Below are 23958 nucleotides of genomic sequence, written 5' to 3' on the forward strand. Positions count from 1 at the left end.
ATGGTTTTGAACAAAGATAGCTCCCAAATAAACTACAACGATGTGACAACGGAAAGTACTGGTAGTCTACCCAACGCCCAATGGAAGACTGTGATTTGCCCATTCGGCAAGTACGAAATCACTGTCGTCTTGACAACAAGTGGTGAGTTCGTTGGTATAGCTGAAGTTGGACTCAGGCATGACTTTTTATCTTACAAACAGAGGGTAACTCCCCAAGGCTACCACGATGTCGCCGACCTCTATCGTGAATAGCCCTTAGCTATGTTTTACGAAGAAGATCCACAGCAAACACTAAGATTTGGTGATATAGTGCGAGGTTACGTTTCTGGAACCCCCGCAGTCAACGAACCCAATCTAGACCCTAACCAATCTATATGCACATTGAAGCTGGCTTTTCCACTTTACTATGCAGTTATGACTCCTTGCTGCTCTATCGGTGAAGGAACGATTTCATTAGCTCCACTGCTTCCAATCAAATACAATTTTTTTCAGAACCCATATTTTGTCCAAGACCTTACCAATATCAATAGGACCATGAGCCCTGAGCAAGCTGTAGCACCCGAAGTCTGGAAAGGCTTCCCGGAAGAGGTTAAACAGGAACGACTAATGGAGGGGGATACGTACGCACTCGTTGCATTCTTTATTTATGAAAAGCACGCATTACTGGCTGAGTACCCCTTAGGTAAGAAGACCACAATCAACACAGGCTACTACTTAGTTGATTTTCGAACCATATACCAGCTCGAATGTAAGAAAGTACAGAATCCAAAAGATTGTCCGTGGGAGTCCAAGATACTGGAAATGACTATTCCTGCTAGAAACGAACTTCGAGACAAACTCGCCTCGTACTATCAAAAGCGCCCTAAAGAAGACTTGGTAATGGCTGAGTGACAGACAAACAGACTCGCGTGCACAATTCTGCAAACCAGCGTAAAGCCAGACACAACAATTTGGCGGCAGAATCATTCCAGCGGCTAAGATTAACATGGAAATAAGGGTATTTAGTGGATTTGAAGAAGCTGTAACTTCCTGAACTGGCTTGATAGAGCCTCATCACTGCTCCGATGCCTCCAAAGGAGCTAGGAAACAATTTTATTGCTCTTGTACCTTGAACCTCAGTGAACCACCCCCTTCTACAGGAAACAGGTCACCAAACAATTCGAGTGCTCGGTTTAAATATTCCCTCTACGAGTTGCACCCAATAACGAGCCAGAATATTACGTAACCATTAGTCAGTACATCAAGTCCAAGCCCTGTCGAGTCTTGTCACAACGCTACTTGCTGAATAATCGTGCCGAAACCTATTAGAACCAGAGAAACAATAAACGGTGCCTTATATCTTTGGCGCTGCTGGCGTGTGAACGAATGAAATTGTGCACATAGGCCAATGACGACACCTAAGAAAGCGATGGCCATACCCCATCGTACTACAGTCTCCATAAGTCACCTCCTAGACACGGACAGTATTCATATTAGTACTTAATCAAGGATACTGTGGTCACCATACCATACTTGTCACCCACTCCACCAGCCGCTGTACAAACCATCGGAAGGTTCGGGAATCGATTCGCCAAATGTGATATCATACCAACAGGTGCGGAGAAAGATAATACGCCAGGATTCAATTCAATATGGAATTAGACTGGTAAACTTCAACTTTTTCTTTGCCCGGTGGCCAAGGGAAAGTTGCTGAAAAAATTCTCGGCGACCATGCCAAACCTTTTCGACGCTTGTTAAGAGTTCTAGGTATCGTCCCCCTAAGCCCACCGAATTCAGCATTTCGCTGTGTGTCCACCTACCAAGATATCCCCTTTCTCGTACTGACCGGTGGGATTCCCTAAGCCTGTATTTATGGACATCAGTTTTGCAACCTGTTCCCCGTGCTTATAGACAAACGGCAGGGAAACGTGCCAGCGCAGTATTCTGAGACCGGAACAGCAGATTCCCCTAACCAGGCACTAAATGGTCTGACAACAAGCCCCTCTGCATTTAGCGCCGTATTCATATATAAGGAGGTATACCTAAAATGAACAGATGCGAATTGACACTTCCCAAAATAGAAGCCACCCTGGAACAAAGTGAGGAGTGGCTATGGGTTAGTGATAACGGTTTCAATAAAAGACGGATTCGACTCCACGACTATGCCGAAATTTATGACATACCCGGACTGTACGAAAGGGTGTTCTGCGATATGCTGAAGTCCCGGTCGTGGGAGGTAATACCCAGCATGCTGTCTTATGAGATAAATAAGTCAAGCAAAAATGAGGGTAGTCTCAGGGTGCTTGACTTCGGCGCCGGGAATGGAATGGTAGGAGAAGCTTTATTGAGCCAGATAGAATGCGAGCTGATGATTGGCGTTGATATTATACCCGAAGCCAGAAAGGCTGCAGGTAGAGACCGTCCGTGTGTTTATGATGAATACCATGTTATCGACATGAGCCAGATAGAACCTGCTACCCGGAAGAAGCTGGCGGACTTCAGGTTCAACTGCCTCGTCACCGTAGCCGCACTGGGTTTCAGCGATATACCCACCGGCGCTTTTGTGGAAGCCTTCAACCTCATTCAGAATAAAGGCTGGATAGCGTTTAACATCAAGGACAAATTCTTAACCAACCGGGACGATACCGGTTTTGCCCGACTGGTCAAGAGGATACTTAACAATGATATCCTCGATGTACGTTTCGAGCAAAAATACCGGCACAGGTTCTCAATAGATGGGAAAGAACTATACTACAGTGCAATTGTAGGCAAGAAGAAGCGAGATATAATATTCGACGATTTTAACCCGGGGGATTAAGTCTTTTCAATCACAGTAGCCCGGGCCAGTACCATCCGGAAACACCCGGTGTACTTACTGGAGCCGAACCAGTAATATATGCTAGAATACACTAATACCTGCGTGTAACGGCAAACGCGAAATGATTAAAGTTCTACCCCTGGCCATACCGGACATGCCCGGCTATGCATCTCATCACATCAGATTATGGCACGTCCGGGACAGGCAATTAATAGAGATAGATAGAGGATTTGAAAGGAGCAACTGATGACCCCAGGCAAACTATATGATATTAAGGATCCTGCTCTGGCCGAAACAGGTAAACAGCGGATAGAATGGGCTTCCCGCGAGATGCCGGTAATAAGGCTGATCAGGGAACGATTCGCCGCCGAAAAACCGCTAAAAGGGATCCGTATCTCGGCCTGCCTGCATATTACCTCCGAGACAGCCAATCTGGCTCTGACTCTAAAGGATGGGGGGGCTAACGTTATTCTCTGCGCCTCCAATCCCCTCAGTACCCAGGACGATGTTACTGCCGCCCTGGTCGAGTACGGCATACCCACCAATGCCATCAAGGGGGAAGATGAGACAAGATACTACCAGCATATCAACACTGCTCTAGACAATAAGCCTCATCTCACCGTAGATGACGGCGCCGACCTGGTCACCACCCTCCATACCAAACGAAGCGATCTGATTCGGGACGTCATCGGTGGTACTGAAGAGACTACCACCGGCGTGATACGACTACGCAGTCTGGAAAAATCGGGGGAGCTGCGGTACCCCATCATTGCGGTAAATGATGCTAAGACCAAGTACCTTTTTGATAACCGCTACGGCACCGGACAGAGCACTATCGATGGTATCACCCGTGCCACCAACATCCTGTGGGCAGGCAAGAACGTGGTGGTCTGCGGTTATGGCTGGTGCGGGCGTGGTATCGCTCTAAGAGCCAGGGGGATGGGCGCCCAGGTAATTATATGTGAGGTAGAACCGACCCGTGCTCTTGAAGCAGTCATGGACGGCTACCATGTTATGCCCCTGCTAGAGGCAGCAAAAATCGGTAATGTCTTCATTACGATTTCCGGCAACAAAAATGTTATCGATAAAGCCCATCTAGAGGTGATGAAGGACAACGCCATACTGGCTAACAGCGGACATTTTAACGTCGAGATAAACATCCCGGCACTGGAGAGCATCGCTACCAGTAAACAACGTATACGGGGCTTCATCAATGAATATACCCTGATAGACGGCCGCCACTTGTGTCTACTGGGAGAAGGGAGACTGATTAACCTGGCCGCCGCCGAAGGACACCCCGCCAGCGTGATGGACATGAGCTTTGCCAATCAGGCCCTCTGTCTGAAATATATGGCAGAGAACAGCGGTAGCCTTAAGAAAAAGGTCTACCCGGTGCCTGAAGCAATAGATAAAGAGATAGCCCGGTTGAAGCTTCAATCTCTGGGTATTCAAATAGACAGGCTTACCCCTGAGCAAGAGCAATATTTGGCCAGCTGGAAAGAAGGGACATAAAAAGGAGAAAAAATGACGAACAGTTTTAAGAACGCATCAAAATATCTACTCACTTCGGAATCAGTAACCGAAGGACATCCGGACAAGATGTGTGACCAGATATCAGACGCTATTCTGGACCATATTCTGGAAAAAGACCCCTACGCCCGGGTTGCCTGCGAAGTAGCAACGACCACCGGACTGGTAATAGTCCTCGGTGAGATTACCACCGACTGCTACGTTGAAGTACCGCATGTAGTCAGAAAGGTAGTCCACGACATCGGCTACACCAACCCCAGCTATGGTTTTGACTACCATTCCTGCGGGGTACTGGTATCCATAAAAGAACAATCCGCCGATATCGACCTGGGAGTGAGCAAATCGAGAGAAGTTAAGAAAGATGTCGCCGCCAAGGATGAACTTGAGCAGATTGGTGCCGGTGACCAGGGTATGATGGTCGGCTTTGCCTGTAATGAAACCCCGGAGCTTATGCCGCTGCCGATCTCTCTATCACACAAGCTGTGCCAACGGCTGGCCCAGATGCGAAAGGACAAGACCCTGCCATACCTGCGCCCCGATGGCAAGTCACAGGTAACCGTCGAATACAGTAAGGGCACCCCGAAACGTATCACCAACGTGGTTATCGCCGCTCAGCACAACGATAACGTCAGCAGTGAACAGATAGAGAAGGATATCAAAGAGCAGGTAATAAAAGCAATCGTTCCTTCCTCATTAATCGATGATGAAACGGAATTCTACGTCAATGCTACCGGACGGTTCGTGATAGGCGGACCGGTTTCCGATACCGGATTTACCGGCCGTAAGATTCTGGTCGATACCTACGGCGGTATTGCCCGACACGGAGGTGGCGCTTTCTCGGGTAAAGACCCGACCAAGGTTGATCGCTCGGCAGCCTACGCCGCCCGTTATATTGCCAAGAATATCGTAGCCGCCGGAATCGCCGAACGGCTGGAAGTACAGATCGCTTATGTTATCGGCGTTGCTCACCCGCTCTCAGTATCCATTGAGGCCTTCGGCACCGCCAAAGTCGACCATGATGTTATCACCAATCTGATTAATAAGCATTTCGACCTCCGACCGGGAGCAATTATTCGAGACCTTAACCTACGCCGCCCGATATACCAGCAGACTGCCGCCTACGGACACTTCGGGCGGAACGACCTGGACCTTCCCTGGGAAAAGACAGACAAAGCGGCTATATTGAGAAAAGAAGCACTGGGTAAGTAGTGTAGAGTAAGAGCAAAGGAGATGAAGCAGGATAGACAATCTCATTAAATTCGGTACCGACGGCTGGCGGGGAATTATTGCCCAGGACTTTACCTTCGATAACGTACGGGTATGTGCCCAGGCAGTAGCCGACTACCTGAAAGAGACCGGGCTGGCCCGGCAGGGAATCATTATTGGCTTTGACACCCGCTTTGCCTCCGAAGACTTCGCCGCCGCGGCTGCCGAGGTAGTCGCCGGCAATAAAGTCAAGGTATACCTCTGCCCCAAAGCCACTCCAACCCCGGTAGTGAGCTTCAGCATTCCCTCCCAAGAAGCAGGAGGCGGTATTATCATAACCGCCAGTCACAACCCGGCACGATGGAACGGCTTTAAGTTCAAGGACGATTCCGGTTCCAGCGCTGCATCCCAGGTTACAGCCAGAATAGAGGACAATATTACCCGTATTCTAGCTACCGGAAAGATAAACAAGATGCCAATGTCGCAAGCCCGGGAACTGGGGCTACTGGAAGTTCTTGACCTGGAACCGATCTACTGCCGGCAGCTATCCAGACTGATCAATCTGGAGGAAATAAGAAACTCCCGATTAAAGATCGCCATCGACCCTATGTACGGAGCCGGTGCAGGGTATTTTGAAAAACTCCTCTCCGGCGGTAATATTGAACTTGTTGAGATAAACAGCATACGGAACCCCCTTTTTCCCGGCATAGAGCAACCGGAGCCAATAGGTCCCAACCTGAGCAGGCTGGCCGCTACAGTCAGAAAGGAAAGGGCCAGCATAGGACTGGCCACTGACGGCGATGCCGACCGCATCGGGATTATCGATGAAAACGGCTCTTTCATCAGCACTCTCCATGTTTTTGCCCTGCTCTGCCTCTATCTGCTGGAGGTACGCGGAGAAAGAGGGCCGATAGTCAAGACGCTAACGATGAGCAGTATGGCCTACCGCCTGGGAGAAATATTTAACGTACCGGTCTATGAAACACCGGTAGGATTCAAGTATGTGGCACCGATAATGAAAAACGAGCAGGCGCTTATCGGTGGTGAAGAAAGCGGCGGCTACGGCTTCAGAGGCCACGTTACAGAGCGGGATGGAATACTGGCCGGCCTCTATTTCCTCGACCTGATGATCAAGACAGGAAAAAGCCCTTCAGAGCTAATTGACTATCTGCACAGCAAGGTCGGCCCTCACTACTACAGGCGCATTGATGTTAAATTCAGTGAGAGCAAGCGCCAGGCCATCAACAAACGGGTCAGCAAATACAATCCTGAGTCGATAGATAACATCAGGGTAGACAGCCTGGATACCAGGGACGGCTTCCGATTCATGCTGGCTGATACCTCCTGGCTCTTAATCCGGTTTTCCAACACCGAACCGCTGCTCCGACTCTACGCGGAAAGCAACTCACAGGAAAGATTAGAAAGACTACTCGGGCTGGCCCAAGAACTGGTTAAAGATTAACCACCCCGGGGAAATCGGAAACAAAGGGACTGCTCCATCCCGTGGAATAGGGGGTAGGGTCAATGGATGCTGCAACCTTAGATGACTCTCTGGCACTCAAGAAATATGACCGTGAAAATATGCTCGCCCACCTCAAGGAGCTGCCATCATTATGTCAAATAGCCTGGCGGATGGCGACAGATTTTGACCTACCCCCGGACTATACCAGCGTCGACAAGGTAGTGATTTTAGGTATGGGCGGGTCGGCTATCGGCGGCGATTTAGTCAGCAGTCTGGTAGCAACCGAGGCTAAGATACCCATCATGACCTGCCGTGGCTATCAACTGCCCGGCTTTGTTGATGACAGGACCCTTCTTATTGCCTCCAGCTACTCAGGGAACACTGAGGAGACCCTGTCTGCATTTGAGCAGGCTATTAAGACAGGAGCTAAAAAACTAGCCATCACCACCGGAGGTAAACTCAGCACGATGGCGGAAAGAAGAAACATCCCCGTCTTCAGCTTTGACTATAAAGCCCAACCCAGGGCAGCACTACCCTTTAGTCTGATACCAATCCTCTGTTTCCTACAGAAGCTAAACATAATAAGCGATAAATCACAGGAGATAGTCAAAACGGTACCGACTCTGGAGAACTTATCCCGAAGAATAAATGAAAGTGTACCAATAGACAGAAACCAGGCCAAACAACTATCAGTCAGACTATATCAACACCTGCCGGTAGTATATGGCGCCGGCATAGCCTCTGAGGTAGCCCGCCGCTGGAAGACGCAGCTTAACGAGAACAGTAAATCCTGGTCCTTCTACGAAGTCTTCCCGGAACTGAACCACAATGCCATTGTCGGCTACCAATTTCCCGCAGAATTAGCCAGTAAGATATTTGTAGTGCTGCTCCACTCTCCCCTGCTGCCGGAACGGGTGCAGCTCCGCTACCAGGTAACCTGCCAGCTCTTAGAACAAGCAAGGGTTGATTACCAGATTGTTGATGGCGACGGGGACTACCCCCTGGGCCAGGTGATGAGCCTGATACTCTTCGGTGATTATGTCAGCTACTACCTGGCAGTACTTTATCAGGTTGACCCTTCACCGGTAAAAGCGATAGACTTTCTTAAAGAGCGGCTGGCCCGGGGGAAATAGAAAAGTCGGGTTGCCAATCGGGCTTTACCAGGTGAATAAATGTACTATTTTGCCTACGCCTCAAACCTGAACCGGAAACAGATGCAAGAACGCTGCCCGGAGAGCAAGCCCAGGTTCACCGCCACCCTTCATCACTACCAACTGGTCTTCACCGGATGGGCCCGGACTTGGCGGGGGGGAGTGGCTACAATACGATCTTTCAGAGGAGAAAAGGTCAGAGGCGGCATCTATGAGGTCAGCGCGGAGTGCTTGAATCGGCTGGACAAATTCGAGGGTAGCGATTATCAACGGCTAAACGTAATCGTGAATAACGAGGATAATGAGCCGATCGAAGCAGTAACCTACATCAACAACCGCCAGGCCCAGGAAAGCAAGCCCTCCGCCGAGTATCTAGCTATTATCCGGCAGGGCTACAAGGACTGGAGGCTGATCTAGTCCGGTAGTGAAAATGCCGGAATCAACAGTCATAAACACCGACTTATGATCCCGGCATCCTAATCAGCTAGAACAAACTAACCTATTTTCCCCTGACAAAGGCTAACGCTTGGTGTACTGAGGTGCTTTACGAGCCCTCTTCAAGCCAACCTTCTTACGCTCCTTGACTCGAGAGTCCCGCGTCAGCAGTCCTCCCTGACGGAGTACCGCCCTGAGCCTCTCATCGGATTTGGATAAAGCCCTGGCAATACCGTGGGAAATAGCCCCGACCTGACCTGATATGCCACCCCCTTCTACCTTAACCACAACGTTATATCTACCGAGGCTTTCTGTAACGAGAAGCGGCTGCTGTATGGTGCGCCGGTGCTCAAAGCGGGGAAACCGCTCTTCATAGGGCATATTATTCACGATAATAGCACCTTCTCCCGGCATCAGTCTTACTCTGGCAGTAGCCGTTTTACGTCTGCCAGTTCCGTAAAAGTAAGCTTGTGTTTCCATCTGAACCATATCTCTTTTCAGGATGATAGAATCCCTACTCTTTACCCCCCTTCCTTGGTACTAATGAGAAGCGGTTGCTGCAGTAAGACCTCACTTCTCTCCTTTACCTTCAGCATTAACCAGCTTACCCTCTGTCTGAGCTAGATGAGGGTGCTTGTCACCGACGTATACCTTCAGCTTCTTGATCATGCTGGCACCCAATCGATTGTGAGGTAACATCCCCTTAACCGCATATTCAACGGCACGGGTGGGATGATTCTGCATCAGCTCTTCAAGAGTAACGCTCTTAAAACCACCAGGGTATCCCGAGTGTCGATAATATACCTTCTGTTTGACCTTGTCACCACTAACCCGGATCTTTTCAGCATTGAGAACAACCACAAAATCACCAACATCCAGGTGGCGGCAAAACATTGATTTATGCTTACCCATCAGCAATTTGGCCACCTCGGTAGCCAGCCTGCCCAGGATTTTATCCGAGGCATCAATAACATGCCACTCCCGCTTAATCTCAGAAACCTTAACACTATAGGTTTTCATTATGTCTCTCCTCCGAAAGAGACCGGGTAATTTACCCGTATCAGGCGTAGTCCACAGGCCGGCGCCATCGGACCGGCCAGACCCGGCACCCTCGCCTCAATTATACTACGAAATTCACCGGGACTTACTCTACCCAGTCCAACCTTTATTAACAGTCCGATTGTATTACGCACCTGATGGGGTAAGAAGGAATTGGCTACCATGTTGAAAACAGCCAATTCCCCCCGCTTCTCCATCACTGCCCGATACACATACCGCACAGTGCATTTCTTATTTACACCAGTAATACTGGCAAACGAAGCAAAGTCATGCTCACCAAGAAGAGCCTGACAGGCTTCATTGATAACCTCAATATCCAGGTACCCACCAACAAGGTGAGCAAAACCCATCCAGATCGGAGAACGGGTCAAACTATTTAAAATATAGTAACTGTATTCCCGGCTAACGGCATCACGCCGGACATCAAAAGAGCCAGCTACTCTATAGGCAGCCTTAACCGCAATATCCCTGGGCAGATAGTAGTTTAACCCTTTCACAAAGGTCTGCTCAGGAAGGACCGAATTAGTACGAAAACTAACCACCTGCCCGCAAGCATGAACCCCGGCATCAGTGCGGCTGGCTGCCGCTATCCGACAACTCTCCCCGGTAAGTCCCCGTATTGCCTGCTCTATCTCTTCCTGTATAGTAGCCAGTCCAACCTGGAGCTGAGAACCGTGATAACGTCTGCCGTCATATTCTATTATTAAAACAACCCTGGTGACTGCCACCAATGTCGCAACCTTTTTACTCTACCAGTTCCAACCTAACCATAGCTGCACCGTCACCTAATCTAGGACCCAACTTAATGATACGAGTATAGCCCCCGCTACGCTCGGCATATCTAGAAGCAAGTTTATCAAATACCTTATCAACCGTCTTGGCGTCAATAACAAAAGATAATGCCTGACGGCGGGCATGAAGCCCTCCCTTCTTGCCCATGGTAATAACCCTCTCAGCCATACCGTGTATCTCTCTGGCTTTAGCCTCCGTAGTAGTAATCTTCTCATAGCCCAAGAGGTCGGTCACCAGATTACGATACATTGCCCTTCTGTGCCCTGAATGCCTGCCCAGTTTTCTCCCGGATAATCTATGCCTCATCTTCCGCCTCCTCTTCCGCTGAAGTAGTCGGCTCTTCCGTCTGCAGTTTAAGAGAAAGCCCCAATTCCCCAAGGCGTTCCTCTATCTCCTGTTTAGACTTCTGCCCGAAGTTCCTCAGCGCCAGTAACTCACTCTCTTTCTTACTGATAATCTGTCCTACTGTCTCAATATTGCCGCGTCTCAGGCAATTCATAGTGCGCACCGATAGATTAAGGTCGGTCACCGGCATATCGTATAACTCTGCCGGTATAGATAATCGTACAACCTGTTCCTCTTCATCGGCCCGGGAGACCTGGGCGTAGTCAACAAAAGCAGTCAACTGCTCCACCAAAATAGCCGCGCTACGGGTGAGGGCTTCTACCGGTGATATCGTACCATCCGTCCATATCTCCAGAGACAGCCGTTCACGGCTGGTCACCTCACCAACATGCGTCGGCTCAACGGTAAAATTGACCTTTCGCACCGGTGTAAAGATGGCATCAATAGGAATCACTCCGATAGGCAGATTATCAGTGGATGAAGCCAGCCGATAACCTTCATTTATTTCAACATCCAGTTCCACATACAGTCTCGCTTCAGGCGAATCCAGAGTGGCTAAGTATAGTTCCGGATTAGCAATGCTAAGGTCAGTCGACGGCCTGATGTCCGAAGCGTAAACACGTCTCTCCCCCTCTGCCTCCAGTATCAATTTACCCGGCTGTCCGGAAAGGGAGCTGATTCTCAACTCTTTAAAATTAAGAATCAGCTCAGTAACATCTTCTTTTACGTAAGGAATAGTGGAGAATTCGTGCTGTATTCCCTCAATCATAACCCCGGTTACCGCTGCCCCGGGGAGGTAGCTGAGCAGTACTCTGCGCAGGGAATTCCCCAGAGTAACGCCGAAGCCCTTTTCCAGCGGCTCAGCCAGAAACTGACCAAAATTCTCCTTACTCTCAACACAGGTAATCTTCGGTATCACTAGGCGAGACAAAACGCTCCCTCCTTATCAACTGACTTATCGTGAATAGAACTCGACTATCGTCTTCCCCTCAAATTTGGCCTCAATTTCATCAGGGATAGGCAGCGACACCACCTGGCCAACCAGATTCTGCTTGTCCAGACTCAACCAGCTCGGTATGAATTTAGCGTCGATATTCTCAGCCACTTCCTTATAATACCCTGTTCTGGTGCTGCTCTCTCGCCAGGAAATGCTATCACCATCCTTAACCAGATAGGAAGGTATATTATTCTTACGACCATTGAGCTTGATATGTCCATGACGGACTACCTGCCGGGCTTGAGCACGAGAATCAGCGAAGCCCAACCGATATACTACATTATCAAGCCGCCGCTCCAGCAGCACGATAAGATTCTCTCCAGTGATGCCCTGCTGCCTCGTGGCCTGAGCAAACAACCTCCGGAACTGACCCTCCATAATGCCATAGGTATAACGGGCCTTTTGCTTTTCTCTTAATTGAAAACCACGGTCAGAAATCCGCCGTCTCCGTCCGGTACTCTGCTGTCCAGGTGTCTTCGCCCGCCTATCAACGGAACACTTAGGGGTAAGACACCGTCCACCCTTAAGCATTAACTTTTCACCGCTACGCCGACACAAACGACAGACTGCTTCAGTATATCTTGCCATTTCTTACCCTCTATACCCGTCTTCTTTTTGGAGGACGACAGCCATTATGAGGAAGAGGAGTCACATCCTTGATGCTGGTAACGTAAAGGCCGGAGCTTTGCAGAGAACGAATCGCTGCTTCACGACCACTACCTGGCCCTTTAACATAAACCTCTACCTGACGTAAGCCATGTACCATGGCTTTCCTTGCCGCGTCACGAGCCGCCACCTGAGCTGCATAAGGAGTACCTTTACGAGAGCCCTTAAACCCAGCCGTTCCCGAGCTTGCCCAAGAGATCACATGCCCCTCCGGGTCGGTGAGGGTAATGATAGTATTATTGAACGTAGACTGGATATAGGCCTTTCCCGACGGAATGGACTTTTTCTCCCGTCTCCGGACTCTGGTACGCTTCTTCTCTGCCATTCTTACCTCCTACTTGATATCTAATAAAACCGGTTATTTCTTGGTCATGCCGCGTTTCTTACCTCTACCGGCGACAGTCTTCTTAGTACCACGACGGGCACGGGCATTAGTCCGTGTTCGCTGCCCTCTAACCGGCAGGCTATGCCGATGCCTGAGGCCGCGATAGCTACCAATTTCAATAAGGCGCTTAATATTGAAGTTGACCTCTTTCCTGAGATCCCCTTCAACCTTATACTCGCGGTCAATAACCTCCCGGAGACGGTTAACCTCATCTTCAGTAAGACTATCCGCCTTGGTATCGGCGCTAATACCTGTCCGAACCAGAATCCTCCGGCTCAACTCAGGACCAATACCATAGATATACTGCAACGATACCCAAATCTGCTTGTTTTTTGGTATATCTACACCAGCTATACGTGGCATTAAGACCCCTCCTTAATCCGACAGGTAAATCAGCCCTGCCTCTGCTTATGCCGGGGGTTGGTACAAATAACCCTGACCACCCCCCGCCGCTTAATCACCTTACACTTCTCACATCTAACTTTAACCGAAGATCTAACTTTCATCACGAATTCCTTACTTATTGCTTTAAGCGATAGGTAATTCTACCCCGACCCAGATCATAGGGAGAAAGCTCTACTATCACCCTATCACCCGGTAATACCCTGATATAATGCAACCTTATTTTCCCCGAAATATGCGCCAGCACCTGATGCCCGTTAGATAGCTCAACACGAAACATAGCGTTAGGCAGAGGCTCCAACACCGTCCCCTCAACCTCAATAGCCTCCTTCTTAGGCATATGCTACCTCTCTAGACAACAGTCAGCACCTCCGCTTCAGCATCGGTAATGGCAATGGTATGCTCAAAATGCGCGGAAAGACTACCATCAGCCATAGATACCGTCCAGTGGTCTCTGCCAAGCCGGGTCTGCCAATCGCCCATGCTCACCATAGGCTCAAGAGCAAGTACCATGCCTTTTTTCAGCACCGGCCCCGTTCCCGGTTGTCCGAAGTTAGGTATCTGAGGCTCTTCGTGCATCTGACGGCCGATACCATGACCGGTATACTCCCGGATTACGGAATAGCCTTCTGACTCCGCACAGCTCTGGATAGCAGCGGAAATATCTCCCAGCCTCGCCCCGGCATAAGCCTTGGCAATACCAGCTTCCAGAGCATCCTTAGTGGTCTCGATAAGACGCTTAGCCTCCGGTTTAACCTCACCGACACTCACCGTTACTGCTGCATCCCCCTGAAAGCCGTCATAAATCGCACCGAAGTCAAGGGATACTATATCACCTTCCGCCAAAACCCGCTCCCCAGGAATCCCGTGCACTATCTCGTCATTTACCGATACACAGAGATTAGCCGGGAAACCATGATATCCCTTAAACGACGGTTTAGCTCCCAATTTCTTTAATTCTCTCACAGCGATAACATCCAACTCTTTAGTCTTCATCCCTGGCCTTATTGCTCCGCTTAATACTTCCAGCACAATGGCTACTACCCTGCCCGCTCGACGCATTGCTGCGATCTCACGCTCTGACTTAATCACAATACCCATTGCTCAGCGACCCTTCTCCAGAGCCGCGACAATCCTCTTCCCGGTATCTTCTACACTTCCCTCCCCATCTATCTCGACCAGCTTACCAGTTCTAACATAATAATCAATAAGGGGAGCCGTCTCGGTAAAGTATACCTTAAGCCGCTTCTTTACTGTTTCCGGAGTATCATCAGGACGCTGATATAGCTCACCACTGCACCTATCACATCTGCCCTTAACCCGGGGAGGAGAACTTACCTCATGATATGGCACCTGGCAATTACGGCAAATCCAACGCCCGCTCAAGCGCTGCAGGAGCACCTCCGGAGAAACCTTGATATACACTACACTATTGATAGCTCTGGAACTGCCGGCCAAAGCCTTGTCCAGCGCTTCAGCCTGCGGCAGGTTCCTGGGAAAACCATCGAGGACTACTCCGGACTCATTGCTCAAAACGGCCAAACGCTCAAGCACCATTTTTGTGGTTATCTCGTCAGGAACCAGCACCCCCTTCTCCATATAGGACCTGGCCTGCTTACCCAACACGGTATTCTGCTCCAATGCCTGACGGAAGAGGTCACCGGAAGCAATATGAACCAGATTCAGGTTTTGCGCCAGATAGGCGGCCTGCGTCCCTTTACCGGCACCGGGAGCCCCCAAAAGAATAATATACACCGTACCCTCTCTTAATAAAGAATCCTTCAAACGCAGCCAAGCTGCCTATTTGATAAAGCCTTCGTATCGGCGCATAACCAGCTGCGCTTCAATCTGCTTCATGGTATCAAGAGCAACACCAACCACGATCAGCAGCCCCATACTGGACAACTGTATCACCTGAATACTAGTAGCCTCCCGGGCCAGGAACGGTACAATCGCCACTACCGCCAGGAACAGGGCACCGGCCCAGGTAATGCGTTTAATAACGGTATCAAGATACTCTTTGGTGTTTTTACCCGGCCGAATACCTGGGATAAATCCCCCTTGCCGCTGCAGCGTGCCGGGTAAGTCCTGCTGCTGGAAAATCACCATGGTATAGAAGAAGGCAAAAGCCATCGTCAGCACAAAATATAGCCCCCAATAAAACAGCCCCATCGGTAGCGCGGCATCTGCACTGAACAAGTTCTGAATATAGTTGGCGAAGTTCGGGTCAGCGCCGGCCGGAGCGACGAAATAACTGGCTATCATACTGGGAAAGATTACTATCGACATAGCGAAGATGAGCGGTATCATCCCGGCTGTGTTTACCCGCAGGGGGATATGGGTCGACCCCGACTGCCGGTACATACGACCACCCTTAAAAACACTCTTGGCGTACTGGACCGGGATACGGCGGTGCGCCTCGGTAAATATGACGATTACCGCGATGACAACTAAAACGATCACGACGTAACCAACAACATTGGGTATACCGACGCTCTGGGCGGCAAAATAACCCTGCTGTACCAAGCTACCCAGACCGGCCACGATACCACCGAATATTATTATCGAGATGCCGTTACCGATGCCATACTCTGTGATGAGCTCGCCCAACCAGACCAGGAACATGGTACCCGCTATCAGCGACAGGACCATCGCCGCCGTGGGCAGAGCAGCCGCGCTGCTGATCACCCCTTCCCGCTGAAGCAATATCATTTGTCCGTAACCGGAAACGCCGGCCATCGGTATGGTCAACCAGTGCGTTATCTGATTGATTCTATTCCTACCCGTTTCCCCCTCCATTGACAGAGCATGTAAACGGGGGATAATAGGCGTGAGCAGCATCATAATAATCGAAGCGGTAATGTAGGGGTATACTCCCATTGCGGCAATACTGAAATTCCTCATCGCACCACCGCTGAACATATCGAGCATGCCCAACATGGCATTTTGCTCAAATAGGTTCTGCAGAGCGACAGAATCTACCCCAGGTAGAGGAATATGAGCCACGAAACGGAAGATTACCAGTATGCCGATGGTAAAGAGAATCCGCCGCCTCAAATCAGGCAAACGGAAGGCATCAAACATTGCCTGGAGCAGTCTTGGTCTGCTAGTCTGTCTCTGCCGCATACCCTACCTCCTCCACAGTACCTCCTGCCGCCTCAATCTTAGCTCTAGCCGCAGCAGAGAACTTGTCCGCCTTTACCAAAAGAGGATAACTGATATCACCACCAGCCAGAATCTTGACCGGGTGCTGCAACGACTTTATTATCCCGGCGGCAAGCAGCCTCTCCGGCGTTACCTCACTCCCTGCTTCAAAGAAGCTCAGCTTATCCAGATTAACGACGCTATATTCTACCCGGAAAATGTTGGTAAAGCCGCGCTTCCGAGGCAAGCGCCGTATTAAGGGTAGCTGGCCACCTTCGAAGCCAGGTTTCATCCTGTAACCGGAACGGGACTTCTGACCCTTCGAGCCGCGCCCGGAATAGGTGCCATGACCGCTACCATTGCCACGCCCAACCCGTTTCCGTTCTTTTCTGGAACCAGGAGCTGGAGATAGTTCATTCTGCCTCACGAGCTTGTTTCCTCCACCTTAACCAGATGTCTTACTTTATTAATCATACCCCGGACTACGCCGCTGTCAGCGTGAACAACGCTCTGATTTAGTCGGCGCAGACCAAGAGCCTTTAGCGTTTGTTTCTGAACCTTGCTGTAACCGATGCCACTCTTGACCCAAACGACACGGAATTTAGCCACCGTTTACCACCTCATCTTCAACCCGAGCAACAGGCCGGCGCTTGGCCAGCTCTCCCTTCAGGTCTCTGAGTTTCGTTAGCGCCAGTATAGTCGCTTTCGCCATGTTAACCCGATTAGAGCTACCCAGTGATTTGGTCAGAATGTCCTTAACCCCGGCCGACTCCATAATAACCCGGACGCTACTACCGGCAATGATACCCGTACCTGGCGCCGCCGGCTTCAGCAAGACCCTGGTAGCACCAAACTTGACCACTATCTCATGAGGAATAGTAGACCCTGCCATCGGTACCTTAATCAAGTTTCTTCTGGCGTTCGCATTAGCCTTATTAATTGCCAACGGTACTTCCTTAGCCTTGCCCGTACCAACGCCAACATATCCGTTACCATCGCCAGTTACTACCAGAGCGCTAAAACTGAGGCGCTTACCCCCCTTCATCACCTTAGAGACGCGGTTGACATAGACAAGCTTATCAGTTAATACCAATTCTTCCGGGTTTATCTTGCTTACCAACTCTTTCACCTAATCAGGAACCACCTTTCTAAAACTTCAACCCACCCTGTCGCGCTGCTTCAGCCAGAGCCTTAACTCGACCGTGATATTTATACCCACCACGGTCAAAAACCACCTGCGTTATCCCCTGCTCCAGAGCACGCTTGGCCATCAGAGAACCAACAAGCTCAGCCTTACCCGACTTATTCCTACCGTTTGCTTCACCTTTTACTTCCTGGTCAAGTGTTGAAGCACAGGCCAGGGTATGTCCGCTCGAATCATCAATAATCTGAGCATAGATATGACTCAAACTTCGGAAAACACACAAGCGCGGTCTATCGATAGTGCCGCTTAACCTGGCTCTAACCCGAGCATGTCTGTTCTTACGTGCTGCCCCTGGTTCAATTTTACCCATCTTGTTGCTCCATCACCCCTTACTTAGCAGCCTGCTTGCTTTTACCCGGTTTCAAGCGAACGTACTCACCAGCGTAACGGATACCCTTACCCTTATAAGCATCAGGCGGACGAATAGCCTTAATCTCAGCCGCCATCTGACCAACCACCTCTTTATCAATCCCGCTTATCTTAATGCGATTGGCCGCTTCAGCATTCAGAACCACACCGGGCAGGGGAGATACCTCCACCGTGTGAGAAAAGCCAATACGGAACACCAGATTATCCCCCACCTTTTCCGCCCGGTAACCTACGCCAACTATTTCCAGGTTCTTCTCAAAGCCACTGGATACTCCCACCACCATATTAGCCAATAGGCTCCTTGTCAAGCCATGCAAGGAACGATGTTCCCTATTATCGCTGGGGCGTGATACGGTCAGGATACCGTCGCTTAAGGTGATCGACATATCAGGGCTAAAACTACGCGAAAGCTCACCCTTAGGTCCGACTACAGTAACCCTGTTGCCTTCAATATTTACCGCCACGCCCTGTGGCACAGTTATTGGCATCCGCCCCACTCTAGACATCTAAATTAACCTCGCCGCTGAATTAGTAAACATAGCACAATAGCTCACCACCGACACCCTTACGCCAAGCCTGCTGTCCCGTCATGACACCATCAGGCGTGGAAAGGATAGCAACACCCAGTCCTCCGTAAACACGGGGGATTTCCTTATGCCCGGCATACACTCTCAATCCGGGTTTACTCATCCGCTCCAAACCGGAAAGGACCGGGCAATTCCTATCATCATATTTGAGGCTAATCTTAATCACCCGGTGTCCCCCCCCCTTGATTACCTCATAGTCATTGATGAAACCCTCCGTTTTAAGTATGGTAGTAATAGCCAGCTTCATCTTTGATGATGGTACCAGAACGAAGTCATGCCTTGCCATAATGGCATTACGTATTCGGGTTAACATATCAGCAATTGGGTCAGAAACAGTCACTCACACCCCCTCGGTCTATGCTTATTCTCTCAAACGTCCACTACCAGCTCGATTTCCTTACCCCGGGCACCTGACCAGCAAGTGCCAGCTTGCGGAAACAAATGCGGCACAGACCAAAACGACGCATATAGGCACGGGGCCGGCCACACAGGTAGCAACGGTGATACTGCTGTACCATGTATTTTGGCTGGCGCTTGGACCTTACAACTATTGATTTCTTAGCCATCTATCTCAACACCTAATCCTTACTAAAGGGCATACCTAACAACTCCAGCAAATGCCGGCCTTCCTCATCTGTCTTTGCCGTAGTAACAACCGAGATTTCCAGTCCGCGTATTTTGTCTACCTTGTCGTAATCCACCTCAGGAAAAACGATCTGCTCGTTAAGACCCAGGGTATAGTTGCCCCGACCGTCAAAGGCGTTCCGGGGAACCCCCTGAAACTCACGACGACGGGACAGAACAGCATTAACCAGCTTATCAAAAAACTCGTACATGCGTTCTCCACGCAAGGTTACCTTAAGCCCGATCGGCATACCCGTTCTTAACTTAAAGGCAGCGATAGATTTCTTAGCCCGGGTAATTACCGGATGCTGCCCCGAAATAGCCACCAGATCGCTCTCCGCGGCCTCAATAGCTTTGGCGTTCTGAATTGCCTCCCCCAGCCCGATGTTGAGCACCAACTTCTCCAGACGGGGTATCTGCATTACGTTACGATATCCGTAAAGCTTCATTAGACCAGGAATGACTTCTTTTTTGTACCTTTCTCTAAGTCGCGACACTTATTCAATCACCTCATGACAAACACGACATATACGCACTTTTCGCCCGTCTTCCAGAAAGCGGAAACCGACGCGGGTGGGATGATTACACCGACTACAAAGGAGCATAACATTCGACACAGTGATTTGTGCCTCCTGCTCTATGATACCAGCCTGCTTGACCCGGCCGGTAGCCCTGGCGTGTTTTCTGATAAAGTTGATCCCCTCGACTACCAGCGTGTTATTCTTAGGATAAGCAAAACGCACCTTACCCTTTTTACCCCTGTCCTTACCGGCAATGACCAGTACGGTATCATCCTTTCTAATCTTCACTTTCCCATACCTCACAATACTTCAGGAGCCAGCGAAATAATCTTGGTAAAATTCTTATCGCGCAACTCCCTGGCGACCGGCCCAAATATCCGGCTCCCCTTGGGGTTATTCTTATCGGTCAGAATCACCGCCGCATTTTCATCAAACTTGATATAAGAGCCATCCGGACGGCGATACTGTCCGGTACTACGAACAATAACCGCCTTGACTACTTCCCCCTTCTTCACCAACCCTCCCGGTATCGCTCTTTTCACCGAAGCGACAATAACATCACCGACTCGAGCGTACTTTCTCACGCTGCCCGGTATATTAATACACATAAGCTGCCGGGCCCCGGTATTATCGGCCACCTTTAATCTGGTTTGTGGTTGAATCATATTACTCCACCCTGAAAACTTCAGGCTATTTCCTTAGGCTGAAGTTCAACTATATTTCCCTTAGTGATGACCTCAGCTACCCGCCACCTCTTTAACCGCGAGAGCGGACGAGTCTCTTCAATCCTGACTATATCACCCAAACCACATTTATTACCCTCGTCATGGGCCTTATATTTGACCGCTCTCTTCATCGTCTTCTTATATAACGGATGGCGTCTGGGAGTTTCTACCGCCACCAGCACCGTTTTGTCCATCCGGTTGCTCACAACACAACCGACCCTTGTTTTTCGTTTAACTTCCATAGCCCTAAACCTACCTTACTCCTAACTCTCTCTCCCTGATTACGGACTTTATTCGGGCAATCTTTTTCTTGATCATCGGGATTTCACGATGGTTGGTCAACTGCCTGGTGGACAGTTTAAGACGACAACTAAAAAGCGCCTCGTAAGCCGACTCTAATTGCTTCTTCAATTCCTCATCACTGAGAATCCTGATTTCTTCGACCTTCAAATCTACACCATTCCCTTATTTTACAGAATCAACGCCGGCACCCGCTCCGGAATCGTTGACAACAAACTTGGTACTGATTGGTAGCTTATATGAAGCCAACCGCATAGCCCCCTTGGCCACCTCCTCAGTAACACCCCCCATCTCAAACAGTATTCTCCCGGGCTTGACCACAGCTACCCAGTGGTCTACCGGTCCCTTACCTGAGCCCATGCGGGTCTCGGCCGGCTTCGCCGTAACCGGCTTGTCCGGGAATATACGTATCCATATTTTACCACCACGACGCACATAATGGGTCATCGCCCGCCGCGCAGCCTCAATTTGACGATTAGTGAGCCAGGCACACCCTGCTGCCTGCAATCCGAAACTGCCGAAAGCAACCGTGTTCCCTGCCTGAGCATTACCGTTACGACGTCCTTTATGAGACTTTCGGTACTTCACCCGTTTAGGTTGTAACATCTTGCTCCTCTACTTCTACAGAGATAGCCGCCTCAGCCTCCGCCTTCTTCTTTTTCCTCACCGGCTTGACCAGCTTCTCTTCAGCTTCCGCCGGAACCGTCTCTACAGCCGCCTCAGCCTCCGCCTTCTTCTTTTTCCTCACCGGCTTGACCGGCTTCTCTTCAGCTTCCGCCGGAACCGTCTCTACAGCCGCCTCAGTCTCCACCTTCTTCTTTTTCCTCACCGGCTTGACCGGCTTCTCTTCAGCTTCCGCCGGGGCTGCCGCTACAACCGCCTCAGTCTCCGCCTTCTTCTTTTTCCTCACCGGTCCGGCCGGCTTCTCTTCAGCTTCCGCCGGAACCGTCTCTACAACCGCCTCAACCCTCTCTTCCAACTCTGGAAACGGTGCTATATGTTCTTCTTCCGATTCCACGGAAGACGACCCTTCTACTCCCCTATCCTCTACCACTCCAGCAAATACCTCTTCCAAAGCTGGGGCAGCAGGTACAGCTTTCTTACTTTCCTCTACATTAGACTCAGGGAAAACATCCCCCTTATATATCCAGACCTTTACCCCGATCCGACCAAGAGTAGTACAAGCCTCGGTAAACCCATAATCAATATCAGCCCGCATCTTGTGCAGAGGCACCTGCCCCTGATGCATCACCTCACGACGGGCTATCTCAACACCACCTAATCGACCCGAACAACAAACCCTGATTCCCCTGGCCCCGGCCTGAATAGTACGGAAGATCGCCTGCTTCATCGCCCTACGGTAAGCAACCCGACGCCCAATCTGTTCGGCCACCGTCATCGCTACCAGATTGGCATCAAGCTCAGGCTGCCTGATTTCCTGAATGTTAAGTTGAACTTTATTCCCGATAAGGCCTTCGAGATATTGCCTCATTTCGTCAACTCTCTGTCCACCACGTCCGATAACAACACCCGGGCGAGCCGTATTAATAGTCACAATTACCTTGTCTCCCTGCCGGTCGGTCTCTACCAGGGAAATCCCGGCGCTGCTATACCTTGAATTGATAGCTTGCCTGAGTTTCAGATCCTCCTGCAGGAATTCTACATAGTGCTTCCCGGAATACCACTTTGCCTGCCAGCTCTTTATAAAACCGATTCTAAAACCCGTCGGATGAACCTTACGCCCCAAGTTTTCCCTCCTCCTCAGCAACGATAACTGTAATATGGCTAGAACGCTTAAGGATAGGGGTGGCCCGCCCCCGAGCGCGCGGACGATACCTCTTCATTGTCCGCCCTGCATCAACGAATATGGCAACAATCTTCAACTGTGGCGACATCTGGAAATTATTCTCAGCATTGAATGCCGCCGACTTTACTGTTTTAGCAATAGCACGGGCCTTCGGCGTCGAAGCAAACTTGAGTACCGCCAACGCCTCGTCTACACTCTTACCCCGCACCACGTTTACCAACGAGCGCAATTTACGGGGTGACACACGTACATTTTTAGCTACTGCTCTTACTTCCATTACACACCATACCTGAACTTAAGTAACCTACGTTTGCTTCCTTGGCTGAGTGGCCTTCTCCGCCTTAGCAACATGGCCCCTGAAGGTCCTGGTTACAGCAAACTCACCCAGCTTATGCCCCACCATATTCTCGGTAATAAAGATAGGCACATGCCTCCGACCATTATGCACCCCGATGGTAAGGCCCACCATCTCAGGCAGTATAGTAGACGAACGCGCCCATGTCTTGATTACCGCCTTCTCACCAGAGCGGGTGAGCATTTCCACCTTCTTCATTAGCTTAGCATTAACAGCGGGCCCTTTTTTAGTTGACCTCGACATATCGCTCCACCTTTATTTGACTATTTCCCCCGGCGCTTGACTATCATCTTATCAGAAGCCTTCTGCTTACGAGTCCTGTAGCCCAGTGCCGGTTTGCCCCACGGTGTCTTGGGTCCGGGCATTCCTATCGGACATCTGCCCTCCCCACCACCATGAGGATGGTCATTCGGATTCATCGCAGAACCCCTGACCTCAGGACGCCGTCCCAACCACCTTTTCCGCCCCGCCTTACCTAATTTAATGCCCCTATGGTCAACATTACCCACCTGACCAATAGTAGCCATACAATCACCAAGAACACGCCTCACTTCACCGGAGGGCAATCGGATCAGAACATATTTACCCTCTTTAGCCATTAGCTGGGCACCAGCTCCGGCACTACGCACTAACTGAGCCCCTTTACCCATTTGCATCTCAATATTATGCAACAACGTACCGCTCGGTATTGATTTCATAGGCAGAGTATTACCCGGCTTTATCTCGGCATCTGCACCCGACTTTACGACATCACCCACTTTTAGATCTAAAGGCGCCAGGATATAGCGCTTCTCGCCATCGGCGTAGTAAATAAGTGCAATATTAGCCGAACGATTCGGGTCATATTCAATAGCCGCAACCCTTCCCGGGACACCAATCTTATCACGCATAAAATCAATGATACGGAGCCGCCGCTTAGCACCCTGACCCCGATGTCGGACTGTTATTCTTCCCTGACTATTACGCCCACCCCGCTTCTTAAGCGGTAACAGCAGCGATTTCTCCGGTTTACTCTTGGTTATTTCTTCAAAAGTAGAACCACTGGCACGCCGCCTACCGGGCGAGGTCGGATGATATACCTTTAGTGCCACTCAA

At 50.2% G+C, this 23958-nt stretch carries 38 protein-coding genes and 1 pseudogene; 8 read left to right on the plus strand and 31 right to left on the minus strand.

All coding sequences use genetic code 11. The features are described 5' to 3' along the window. Positions 1-252: a hypothetical protein gene (locus tag PHI12_07030; GenBank protein MDD5510543.1), complete on the plus strand. Its 252-nt coding sequence runs from the start codon at positions 1-3 to the stop codon at positions 250-252. Positions 253-261: 9 nt separating this feature from the next. Next, positions 262-891, plus strand: coding sequence for a hypothetical protein (locus PHI12_07035; GenBank protein MDD5510544.1), 630 nt, complete (start codon positions 262-264; stop codon positions 889-891). A gap of 375 nt (positions 892-1266) precedes the next feature. Here PHI12_07035 and PHI12_07040 read toward each other — a convergent pair whose 3' ends face one another. Further along, positions 1267-1440, minus strand: a complete 174-nt coding sequence (locus tag PHI12_07040; GenBank protein MDD5510545.1) for a hypothetical protein — start codon at positions 1438-1440, stop codon at positions 1267-1269. A 586-nt stretch (positions 1441-2026) separates the two neighbouring features. Here PHI12_07040 and PHI12_07045 point away from each other — a divergent pair. The 6 genes from PHI12_07045 (at position 2027) to PHI12_07070 (ending at position 8563) form a co-directional block, all read left to right on the plus strand. Next, positions 2027-2797: a hypothetical protein gene (locus tag PHI12_07045; GenBank protein MDD5510546.1), complete on the plus strand. Its 771-nt coding sequence runs from the start codon at positions 2027-2029 to the stop codon at positions 2795-2797. Between the two features lie 246 nt (positions 2798-3043). After that, complete coding sequence (locus PHI12_07050; protein ID MDD5510547.1) at positions 3044-4309, plus strand: adenosylhomocysteinase; 1266 nt, start codon at positions 3044-3046, stop codon at positions 4307-4309. A gap of 12 nt (positions 4310-4321) precedes the next feature. Then, on the plus strand, positions 4322-5536 hold the full coding sequence (gene metK / locus PHI12_07055; GenBank protein ID MDD5510548.1) for a methionine adenosyltransferase: 1215 nt from the start codon (positions 4322-4324) through the stop codon (positions 5534-5536). 76 nt (positions 5537-5612) lie between these two features. Next, a complete protein-coding gene (locus tag PHI12_07060) occupies positions 5613-6995 on the plus strand; it encodes a phosphoglucomutase/phosphomannomutase family protein (GenBank protein MDD5510549.1) in 1383 nt (460 codons plus the stop codon). 62 nt (positions 6996-7057) lie between these two features. Beyond that, on the plus strand, positions 7058-8128 hold the full coding sequence (locus PHI12_07065) for a bifunctional phosphoglucose/phosphomannose isomerase (GenBank protein MDD5510550.1): 1071 nt from the start codon (positions 7058-7060) through the stop codon (positions 8126-8128). Positions 8129-8167: 39 nt separating this feature from the next. Further along, positions 8168-8563, plus strand: a complete 396-nt coding sequence (locus PHI12_07070) for a gamma-glutamylcyclotransferase (GenBank protein ID MDD5510551.1) — start codon at positions 8168-8170, stop codon at positions 8561-8563. Positions 8564-8665: 102 nt separating this feature from the next. Here the strand turns inward: PHI12_07070 and rpsI are convergent, their stop codons facing one another. The 30 genes and pseudogenes from rpsI to rplB all read right to left on the minus strand — a co-directional run bounded on the left by rpsI (position 8666) and on the right by rplB (position 23954). After that, entirely contained in the window at positions 8666-9070 is a 405-nt protein-coding gene (gene rpsI / locus PHI12_07075) for a 30S ribosomal protein S9 (GenBank protein ID MDD5510552.1), read from the minus strand. A gap of 81 nt (positions 9071-9151) precedes the next feature. After that, on the minus strand, positions 9152-9601 hold the full coding sequence (gene rplM / locus PHI12_07080; protein ID MDD5510553.1) for a 50S ribosomal protein L13: 450 nt from the start codon (positions 9599-9601) through the stop codon (positions 9152-9154). Next, complete coding sequence (gene truA / locus PHI12_07085) at positions 9601-10368, minus strand: tRNA pseudouridine(38-40) synthase TruA (GenBank protein MDD5510554.1); 768 nt, start codon at positions 10366-10368, stop codon at positions 9601-9603. Before truA ends, rplM begins: the two co-directional genes overlap by 1 nt. Before the next feature lie 16 nt (positions 10369-10384). Continuing rightward, positions 10385-10738 (minus strand): 50S ribosomal protein L17, encoded by a 354-nt coding sequence (rplQ, locus tag PHI12_07090; GenBank protein MDD5510555.1) that lies wholly within the window; start codon positions 10736-10738, stop codon positions 10385-10387. After that, a complete protein-coding gene (locus tag PHI12_07095; GenBank protein MDD5510556.1) occupies positions 10728-11708 on the minus strand; it encodes a DNA-directed RNA polymerase subunit alpha in 981 nt (326 codons plus the stop codon). Before PHI12_07095 ends, rplQ begins: the two co-directional genes overlap by 11 nt. A gap of 24 nt (positions 11709-11732) precedes the next feature. Then, the gene (gene rpsD / locus PHI12_07100; protein MDD5510557.1) at positions 11733-12362 is read right to left on the minus strand and encodes a 30S ribosomal protein S4; all 630 of its coding nucleotides are present in this window, start codon (positions 12360-12362) and stop codon (positions 11733-11735) included. 10 nt (positions 12363-12372) lie between these two features. Further along, positions 12373-12765 (minus strand): 30S ribosomal protein S11, encoded by a 393-nt coding sequence (gene rpsK, locus PHI12_07105; GenBank protein MDD5510558.1) that lies wholly within the window; start codon positions 12763-12765, stop codon positions 12373-12375. 33 nt (positions 12766-12798) lie between these two features. Then, positions 12799-13188 (minus strand): 30S ribosomal protein S13, encoded by a 390-nt coding sequence (rpsM, locus tag PHI12_07110; protein MDD5510559.1) that lies wholly within the window; start codon positions 13186-13188, stop codon positions 12799-12801. 29 nt (positions 13189-13217) lie between these two features. Continuing rightward, positions 13218-13331: a 50S ribosomal protein L36 gene (gene rpmJ / locus PHI12_07115; GenBank protein ID MDD5510560.1), complete on the minus strand. Its 114-nt coding sequence runs from the start codon at positions 13329-13331 to the stop codon at positions 13218-13220. Between the two features lie 14 nt (positions 13332-13345). After that, entirely contained in the window at positions 13346-13567 is a 222-nt protein-coding gene (infA, locus tag PHI12_07120; GenBank protein ID MDD5510561.1) for a translation initiation factor IF-1, read from the minus strand. An 11-nt stretch (positions 13568-13578) separates the two neighbouring features. Then, positions 13579-14328, minus strand: a complete 750-nt coding sequence (map, locus tag PHI12_07125; GenBank protein ID MDD5510562.1) for a type I methionyl aminopeptidase — start codon at positions 14326-14328, stop codon at positions 13579-13581. Between the two features lie 3 nt (positions 14329-14331). Further along, positions 14332-14982: an adenylate kinase gene (locus tag PHI12_07130; protein ID MDD5510563.1), complete on the minus strand. Its 651-nt coding sequence runs from the start codon at positions 14980-14982 to the stop codon at positions 14332-14334. Between the two features lie 45 nt (positions 14983-15027). Beyond that, a complete protein-coding gene (gene secY, locus PHI12_07135) occupies positions 15028-16353 on the minus strand; it encodes a preprotein translocase subunit SecY (protein ID MDD5510564.1) in 1326 nt (441 codons plus the stop codon). After that, entirely contained in the window at positions 16334-16798 is a 465-nt protein-coding gene (gene rplO, locus PHI12_07140) for a 50S ribosomal protein L15 (protein ID MDD5510565.1), read from the minus strand. The genes secY and rplO overlap by 20 nt, the downstream gene beginning before the upstream one ends. Beyond that, positions 16795-16980 (minus strand): 50S ribosomal protein L30, encoded by a 186-nt coding sequence (rpmD, locus tag PHI12_07145; GenBank protein ID MDD5510566.1) that lies wholly within the window; start codon positions 16978-16980, stop codon positions 16795-16797. Before rpmD ends, rplO begins: the two co-directional genes overlap by 4 nt. After that, positions 16973-17500: a 30S ribosomal protein S5 gene (rpsE, locus tag PHI12_07150; GenBank protein MDD5510567.1), complete on the minus strand. Its 528-nt coding sequence runs from the start codon at positions 17498-17500 to the stop codon at positions 16973-16975. Before rpsE ends, rpmD begins: the two co-directional genes overlap by 8 nt. A 19-nt stretch (positions 17501-17519) precedes the next feature. Continuing rightward, positions 17520-17885 (minus strand): 50S ribosomal protein L18, encoded by a 366-nt coding sequence (gene rplR / locus PHI12_07155; GenBank protein ID MDD5510568.1) that lies wholly within the window; start codon positions 17883-17885, stop codon positions 17520-17522. A 19-nt stretch (positions 17886-17904) separates the two neighbouring features. Continuing rightward, a complete protein-coding gene (gene rplF, locus PHI12_07160) occupies positions 17905-18450 on the minus strand; it encodes a 50S ribosomal protein L6 (GenBank protein ID MDD5510569.1) in 546 nt (181 codons plus the stop codon). Positions 18451-18472: 22 nt separating this feature from the next. Further along, on the minus strand, positions 18473-18871 hold the full coding sequence (rpsH, locus tag PHI12_07165; GenBank protein ID MDD5510570.1) for a 30S ribosomal protein S8: 399 nt from the start codon (positions 18869-18871) through the stop codon (positions 18473-18475). A 40-nt stretch (positions 18872-18911) separates the two neighbouring features. Next, positions 18912-19097, minus strand: coding sequence for a type Z 30S ribosomal protein S14 (locus tag PHI12_07170; protein ID MDD5510571.1), 186 nt, complete (start codon positions 19095-19097; stop codon positions 18912-18914). A 12-nt stretch (positions 19098-19109) separates the two neighbouring features. Further along, the gene (rplE, locus tag PHI12_07175; GenBank protein ID MDD5510572.1) at positions 19110-19652 is read right to left on the minus strand and encodes a 50S ribosomal protein L5; all 543 of its coding nucleotides are present in this window, start codon (positions 19650-19652) and stop codon (positions 19110-19112) included. Continuing rightward, on the minus strand, positions 19653-19964 hold the full coding sequence (gene rplX / locus PHI12_07180) for a 50S ribosomal protein L24 (GenBank protein ID MDD5510573.1): 312 nt from the start codon (positions 19962-19964) through the stop codon (positions 19653-19655). An 11-nt stretch (positions 19965-19975) separates the two neighbouring features. Then, positions 19976-20341 carry a 50S ribosomal protein L14 gene (gene rplN, locus PHI12_07185; protein ID MDD5510574.1) on the minus strand — a complete coding sequence of 122 codons (366 nt, stop codon included), beginning with the start codon at positions 20339-20341 and terminating at the stop codon, positions 19976-19978. 20 nt (positions 20342-20361) lie between these two features. Then, positions 20362-20643, minus strand: a complete 282-nt coding sequence (rpsQ, locus tag PHI12_07190) for a 30S ribosomal protein S17 (protein MDD5510575.1) — start codon at positions 20641-20643, stop codon at positions 20362-20364. Between the two features lie 10 nt (positions 20644-20653). Beyond that, positions 20654-20851, minus strand: a complete 198-nt coding sequence (gene rpmC, locus PHI12_07195; protein ID MDD5510576.1) for a 50S ribosomal protein L29 — start codon at positions 20849-20851, stop codon at positions 20654-20656. Positions 20852-20866: 15 nt separating this feature from the next. Continuing rightward, positions 20867-21307 carry a 50S ribosomal protein L16 gene (gene rplP / locus PHI12_07200; protein ID MDD5510577.1) on the minus strand — a complete coding sequence of 147 codons (441 nt, stop codon included), beginning with the start codon at positions 21305-21307 and terminating at the stop codon, positions 20867-20869. A 511-nt stretch (positions 21308-21818) separates the two neighbouring features. Continuing rightward, positions 21819-22448: pseudogene (rpsC, locus tag PHI12_07205) on the minus strand (30S ribosomal protein S3). Beyond that, positions 22438-22785 (minus strand): 50S ribosomal protein L22, encoded by a 348-nt coding sequence (gene rplV, locus PHI12_07210; protein ID MDD5510578.1) that lies wholly within the window; start codon positions 22783-22785, stop codon positions 22438-22440. The pseudogene rpsC and the gene rplV overlap by 11 nt, the downstream one beginning before the upstream one ends. A gap of 27 nt (positions 22786-22812) precedes the next feature. Then, on the minus strand, positions 22813-23106 hold the full coding sequence (gene rpsS / locus PHI12_07215; GenBank protein MDD5510579.1) for a 30S ribosomal protein S19: 294 nt from the start codon (positions 23104-23106) through the stop codon (positions 22813-22815). Positions 23107-23126: 20 nt separating this feature from the next. After that, positions 23127-23954, minus strand: a complete 828-nt coding sequence (gene rplB, locus PHI12_07220) for a 50S ribosomal protein L2 (protein MDD5510580.1) — start codon at positions 23952-23954, stop codon at positions 23127-23129. Between the last annotated feature and the right edge of the window lie 4 nt (positions 23955-23958).

Source organism: Dehalococcoidales bacterium (assembly GCA_028716225.1).
GTDB lineage: Bacteria > Chloroflexota > Dehalococcoidia > Dehalococcoidales > UBA5760 > UBA5760.

Bases quoted from the DNA above. Each gene is read 5' to 3' on its own strand.
- PHI12_07070 (MDD5510551.1), top strand. From the start codon at position 8,168: ATGTACTATTTTGCCTACGCCTCAAACCTGAACCGGAAACAGATGCAA.
- secY (MDD5510564.1), bottom strand. From the start codon at position 16,353: ATGCGGCAGAGACAGACTAGCAGACCAAGACTGCTCCAGGCAATGTTT.
- PHI12_07050 (MDD5510547.1), top strand. From the start codon at position 3,044: ATGACCCCAGGCAAACTATATGATATTAAGGATCCTGCTCTGGCCGAA.
- rpmJ (MDD5510560.1), bottom strand. From the start codon at position 13,331: ATGAAAGTTAGATCTTCGGTTAAAGTTAGATGTGAGAAGTGTAAGGTG.
- rpsD (MDD5510557.1), bottom strand. From the start codon at position 12,362: ATGGCAAGATATACTGAAGCAGTCTGTCGTTTGTGTCGGCGTAGCGGT.
- PHI12_07065 (MDD5510550.1), top strand. From the start codon at position 7,058: ATGGATGCTGCAACCTTAGATGACTCTCTGGCACTCAAGAAATATGAC.
- PHI12_07030 (MDD5510543.1), top strand. From the start codon at position 1: ATGGTTTTGAACAAAGATAGCTCCCAAATAAACTACAACGATGTGACA.
- PHI12_07170 (MDD5510571.1), bottom strand. From the start codon at position 19,097: ATGGCTAAGAAATCAATAGTTGTAAGGTCCAAGCGCCAGCCAAAATAC.
- rplF (MDD5510569.1), bottom strand. From the start codon at position 18,450: ATGTCTAGAGTGGGGCGGATGCCAATAACTGTGCCACAGGGCGTGGCG.
- rplR (MDD5510568.1), bottom strand. From the start codon at position 17,885: ATGGGTAAAATTGAACCAGGGGCAGCACGTAAGAACAGACATGCTCGG.
- infA (MDD5510561.1), bottom strand. From the start codon at position 13,567: ATGCCTAAGAAGGAGGCTATTGAGGTTGAGGGGACGGTGTTGGAGCCT.
- rpsS (MDD5510579.1), bottom strand. From the start codon at position 23,106: ATGTCGAGGTCAACTAAAAAAGGGCCCGCTGTTAATGCTAAGCTAATG.
- rplV (MDD5510578.1), bottom strand. From the start codon at position 22,785: ATGGAAGTAAGAGCAGTAGCTAAAAATGTACGTGTGTCACCCCGTAAA.
- rplP (MDD5510577.1), bottom strand. From the start codon at position 21,307: ATGTTACAACCTAAACGGGTGAAGTACCGAAAGTCTCATAAAGGACGT.
- rplQ (MDD5510555.1), bottom strand. From the start codon at position 10,738: ATGAGGCATAGATTATCCGGGAGAAAACTGGGCAGGCATTCAGGGCAC.
- PHI12_07040 (MDD5510545.1), bottom strand. From the start codon at position 1,440: ATGGAGACTGTAGTACGATGGGGTATGGCCATCGCTTTCTTAGGTGTC.
- rpsM (MDD5510559.1), bottom strand. From the start codon at position 13,188: ATGCCACGTATAGCTGGTGTAGATATACCAAAAAACAAGCAGATTTGG.
- rpsK (MDD5510558.1), bottom strand. From the start codon at position 12,765: ATGGCAGAGAAGAAGCGTACCAGAGTCCGGAGACGGGAGAAAAAGTCC.
- PHI12_07035 (MDD5510544.1), top strand. From the start codon at position 262: ATGTTTTACGAAGAAGATCCACAGCAAACACTAAGATTTGGTGATATA.
- PHI12_07045 (MDD5510546.1), top strand. From the start codon at position 2,027: ATGAACAGATGCGAATTGACACTTCCCAAAATAGAAGCCACCCTGGAA.
- rpsI (MDD5510552.1), bottom strand. From the start codon at position 9,070: ATGGTTCAGATGGAAACACAAGCTTACTTTTACGGAACTGGCAGACGT.
- rplM (MDD5510553.1), bottom strand. From the start codon at position 9,601: ATGAAAACCTATAGTGTTAAGGTTTCTGAGATTAAGCGGGAGTGGCAT.
- metK (MDD5510548.1), top strand. From the start codon at position 4,322: ATGACGAACAGTTTTAAGAACGCATCAAAATATCTACTCACTTCGGAA.
- rpsQ (MDD5510575.1), bottom strand. From the start codon at position 20,643: ATGGAAGTTAAACGAAAAACAAGGGTCGGTTGTGTTGTGAGCAACCGG.
- rplN (MDD5510574.1), bottom strand. From the start codon at position 20,341: ATGATTCAACCACAAACCAGATTAAAGGTGGCCGATAATACCGGGGCC.
- map (MDD5510562.1), bottom strand. From the start codon at position 14,328: ATGGGTATTGTGATTAAGTCAGAGCGTGAGATCGCAGCAATGCGTCGA.